The 4281-nt window shown below is 67.7% G+C and carries 4 protein-coding genes; all 4 read left to right on the top strand.

Features of this window, described 5'->3' with window-relative positions:
- Positions 1-579 (top strand): YeeE/YedE thiosulfate transporter family protein (locus AB0J91_RS32875; RefSeq protein WP_363876897.1); only part of this gene is annotated, 579 nt, incomplete at its 5' end.
- The gene (locus AB0J91_RS32870; protein WP_363876894.1) at positions 579-995 is read left to right on the top strand and encodes a YeeE/YedE thiosulfate transporter family protein; all 417 of its coding nucleotides are present in this window, start codon (positions 579-581) and stop codon (positions 993-995) included. The genes AB0J91_RS32875 and AB0J91_RS32870, both read left to right, overlap by 1 nt.
- Before the next feature lie 167 nt (positions 996-1162).
- A complete protein-coding gene (locus tag AB0J91_RS32865) occupies positions 1163-1453 on the top strand; it encodes a hypothetical protein (protein ID WP_363876891.1) in 291 nt (96 codons plus the stop codon).
- A gap of 481 nt (positions 1454-1934) precedes the next feature.
- The gene (locus tag AB0J91_RS32860) at positions 1935-4181 is read left to right on the top strand and encodes a molybdopterin cofactor-binding domain-containing protein (protein WP_363876887.1); all 2247 of its coding nucleotides are present in this window, start codon (positions 1935-1937) and stop codon (positions 4179-4181) included.
- Positions 4182-4281 lie beyond the last annotated feature (100 nt).

Raw genomic sequence — 4281 nt, 5'->3', positions numbered from 1 at the left:
GTCACCATCAACTACACGCTGATCACCGATCGGTCCTTCGGTGTGTCCTCAGCGTGGGACCGCGTCCTGCACTGGCGCGCCGAACGTCGCTTCGAGAAGCAGGAAGCCGAGTTCGCCGACGACCGGGCGCTCGAGGAAGCCTTCGCCGCAGCGACCGCCGCGGAGTTCGGCACCCACGCCGTCGCCTCCCACCCACCAAAGGCGACGCACGACGACGACCGGGACATCGAGCCTGTCGCCGCACGGGTGCGCCCGGCACCTCTGGTCACCCAGGCCGCATTACTGCTCTCGATCTTCATCGGCGGATGGCTCGCGGCGATCAGCATGGGCCAGTTCGAAGTCCGCTACGACATGGGCGAGGGCTTCAGCAGGCTCGTCACCGCCGATCTCAACGTCATGATCGGCGTGCTGTTCGCCGGCGGGATCCTCGTCGGCTTCGGCACTCGGCTGGCCGGTGGCTGCAGCTCGGGCCACGGGCTCAGCGGATGCGGCCGGTTGCGGCCGGTCAGCCTCGTCGCCACGACTGTCTTCTTCGGCACCGCCGTGGGTGTGTCGTTCCTGCTGTGGAAGGTGATCTGATGAATACCAGGGGCGCTGTTCTCGTCGCCAACATCATCACCGGGCTCGCCCTGGGTTTCATCGTCACCAGCATCGGGTTCGGTGACTACGCCGAGCTGAACCGCATGTTCACCTTCCAGGACCCGCGCATGCTGTACGCCTTCGCGGGGGCAGTGGGGATCATCGTGGTCGTCTTCACCGTGGTGGGCGTCCGCCGCGTACCGACCCGCATCCACGGCGGTGTTGTCCCCGGTGCCGTGCTGTTCGGCACCGGCTGGGCGATCTCGGGTGGCTGCCCTGCGATCCCGATCATCCAGGTCGCCAGCGGATACCTCCCGGCCCTGGCCACGATCGCCGGCGTCATGGTCGGCATCTGGCTGTGCCGCTGGGCCAACGCCAGGTTCTTCCAACTCGACCGCGGGGCTTGCGGCCTGTAGCGGAAGCGAAGCGGCGGGGCGGGCGACCCCCGATTGCCGCCCGCCCCGACCCGACTTGGCTGGACCCCCGATGTCCCGACGTCAAGCTTGCATCAGGAGTGAGAGATCGCTCTGCCGCGGGAGAGGGTGGTCCAACTGCTCGCCGACCGGCACACATGTCGAAGTGGTTGCGGGGTCTGGTGCTGCATGAGCCGCTGAGTGGGGTGCACGGGCAGGTCGGTACCGAATCGCGGGTCGTGATGCAGATGGGGAGGCAGAAGGTCAAGCGCACCGAGACCATCACGCACCGGGAACCGGCAGACCTGCGCGGGATCCCGACAGGGAGCGTCGTTCACTTCGACCGCGAGATCGTCGCCGAGCGCATGTGGAGCGCCGTGCGCGACGGGCTGACCGAAACCGGTCCGGCAACGACGCTCTGGGTGAGTGAGAGCGAATACCGGCCCTCACGGGCGTGGTGATCGCTGTACGTGAAGGCCGCGAGAGACCGAAGACCGACCCGGGTCCGACACCGAACAGAGTTCGCAGGCAACCGGGGATCGCGAAACGATATCGGTTGCATCACTCACGGGTATGACCCATCGGATTCGAAGCCGGAAATGCGATGCCGGCGCCGAAAACCGGAGTGCTCGTTTCCGCTGGTCGCCAGGCAAGCACTTGCTTGGGTTCCTCCGTTCTGCGTCACAGAAGTGCGCATTCGAACGAGAGAAGGCCTGCTGTCGCAGCATTCGGGCGGCTATTCACTCCGTCGCTGCTCCGCTAGGGTGCTCCGCCATACCTAGCAGGGTGAGTCTGCGCACAGATGCCAACACGCACAGTCACATCCGCGAGAACCCGAGGCGTGGAGTGCCGGACGCTGCGTGTGGGCTTGTCTCGCCTTGCTCGCTGTGTTCGAGCCGAGCTTGGGGTTGTTGCCTGGGCAACCCTTGAGAGGAGTCCTGAATGGTCACGCCCGCCACTCCAGAGGAAACCGCGGAGGGGGCAGCGGTGGCGGAACCGGAGCAGGCGTCCGGTGTTGGGCGTCGGCGCTTCCTCACCTACTTGATGGCCGCCCCGACGCTGACGGTCGCCGCGCAGCTGGTCCCCGAGGGTGAGGTCGCCGCTGCTGCGGCCAAATCCCAGATCCCGGTTCCGCTCCCGCCACTGGAGCCGATGGTCGACTTCGCCGACGCCGTGACGATGCTGGCGATGCCCACCATGCCGCTGATGCGGCTGGAGATCGCCGCCAACAACAAGGTCCGCTTCGAGATGCCCCGGCTGGAAGTCGGCCAGGGCATCAACACCTCGGTCGTCATGATGATCGCCGAGGAGATGGACGCCAAGCCCTCCGACGTGGTCGTCGAGATCTCCGACGCCCGGCCGGAGCTGTTCATCAACCACTTCACCGGGTTCTCCAGCGGTGTTCGCGCCCTGTGGCAGCCGCTGGCCTCGATGGCTGCCGCCGCCCGGTCCCGGCTGGTCACGGCCGCCGGTAAGCGCTTCGGCGTTCCCGCCACTGACCTGACCGTCTCCGACACGGCCGTGCACGCGCCCGACGGACGCGAGCTGAGCTTCGGAGAACTGGCCAAGGACGCGGCCAAGGTGACCGTTCCGGCGGTCCCGGCGCGTCCGAAGAAGACCGAGCAGCACAAGGTCCTCGGCAAGCCGATGAACCGCGTCGACGCCCGCGGCATGGTCACCGGCGCCACCAAGTACGTCGGCGACATCAAGATTCCCGGCTCGGTCGTCGCCGTCGTCGTACGGCCGCCCACCGTGGACGGCAAGGTCGCCGCTTTCGACGACGCGTCAGTCCGCGCCCTGCCCGGCGTGTCCGACGTGGTCGAACTGCCCACCGGTGTGGCGGTGTGCGCCGAGAACACCTGGCAGGCTCTGGAAGCCGCGAAGAAGCTCCACGTCAGCTGGGTTCCCGGGCCGGGGGCGAGGACCTCGGACACCGACATCAAGGCGACGCTGAACGAGAAGACCGGCAGCATGATGGACACCCTCGACCTGGGCGACGGCGAGGGCAAGATCGACGCGAGCTTCGACTTCGCCGGTGTCAGCCACTCGCCCATGGAGGTCAGCTACGCCGTCGCCGACGTGCGTCGGGACCGGGCGGAGGTCTGGTACCCGGGCCAGGTCGGCATGGGGGTGCAGGTCGACGTCGCCAAGGCCGTCGGGCTGCCGCAGCCGGCCGTGACCGCGCACATCACGCGAGCCGGTGGCTCGTTCGGTGCGCGCGGTTTCAACGACGCCGTCGTGGAGGCCGCACGCGTGTCCAAAGCGGTGGGCAAACCGGTCAAGCTGATGTGGACGCGCAACGACGAGACCCGGCACGGGCGGATGCGTCCGCCGACGCACCACCGCATCATCGCCTCCTACCGGGGTGGAAAGGTCCGCTCCTTCCAGCAGAAGATGAGCGGCGTGATGGTGGACCTGTCGCACGGTGCGGGCATCGTGCTGACCTCGGAGATCTTCTCGGCCATCAACAAGCCGGTCGACGAGATCGTCTTCTACATCAGCCAGAACGTGCCGTACGAGTTCGGCCTGGTCACCATCGACGGCAAGGGCGAGCGGATTCCCGGCGTGAAGACCGCCGAGTGGCGTGGTGTGCACGGTGGTTCGTTCCGCGCCGCGCAAGAGCTCATCGTCGACGAACTGGCGGCGAAGCTCGGCAAGGACCCGCTGAAGTTCCGGATGGACTCGCTCAAGACCGACCGGGCGAAGGCGGTGCTGAAGAAGGTCGGCGTCGAGGGCGGCTGGGGCCGTTCGATGCCCCAGGGCTGGGCCCAAGGTCTCGCGGTGCACGAGGAGCATCGCTCCTCCTCGGCGTGCCTGGTGGAGATCAACGCCACCGACCCGGAGAACCCGCGGGTCACCAAGGCCTTCGTGGCGGTGGACGTGGGCCGCGCGATCAACCCGCGTGGTGTGGAGGCGCAGATGCAGGGCGGGCTCATCGACGGGATCTCCACGATCCTTCAGGCGGGCCTGCACTTCGACAACGGCGCCGTGCGGGAAGGCAGCTTCAGCGACTTCAAGTGGGCGCGGCAGCGGCATTCGCCGCTCGAGACGAAGGTCTTCGTGATGCCCCCGACCGGCGACCCGGGCGGTGTGGGCGAGCTGGGCGTTCCGGTGGCGGCGGGTGCCGTGGCCACCGCCTACGCCCGCGCGACCGGTACGCAGCCGCGCAGCTTCCCGATCAACTTCTAGGAGTTCCCGAGCGACATGCCCAAGTACGAGTTCACCGTCAACGGCAAGGACGTCGAGGTCGACGTCCCCGCGGAGATGCCCCTGCTGTGGGTGCTGCGCG

It is taken from the genome of Saccharopolyspora sp. NPDC049357 (assembly GCF_040677225.1).
GTDB lineage: Bacteria > Actinomycetota > Actinomycetes > Mycobacteriales > Pseudonocardiaceae > Saccharopolyspora.
The sequence above is the reverse complement of the archived record's forward strand: the minus strand, read 5'-3'. Positions and strand labels throughout refer to the sequence as shown.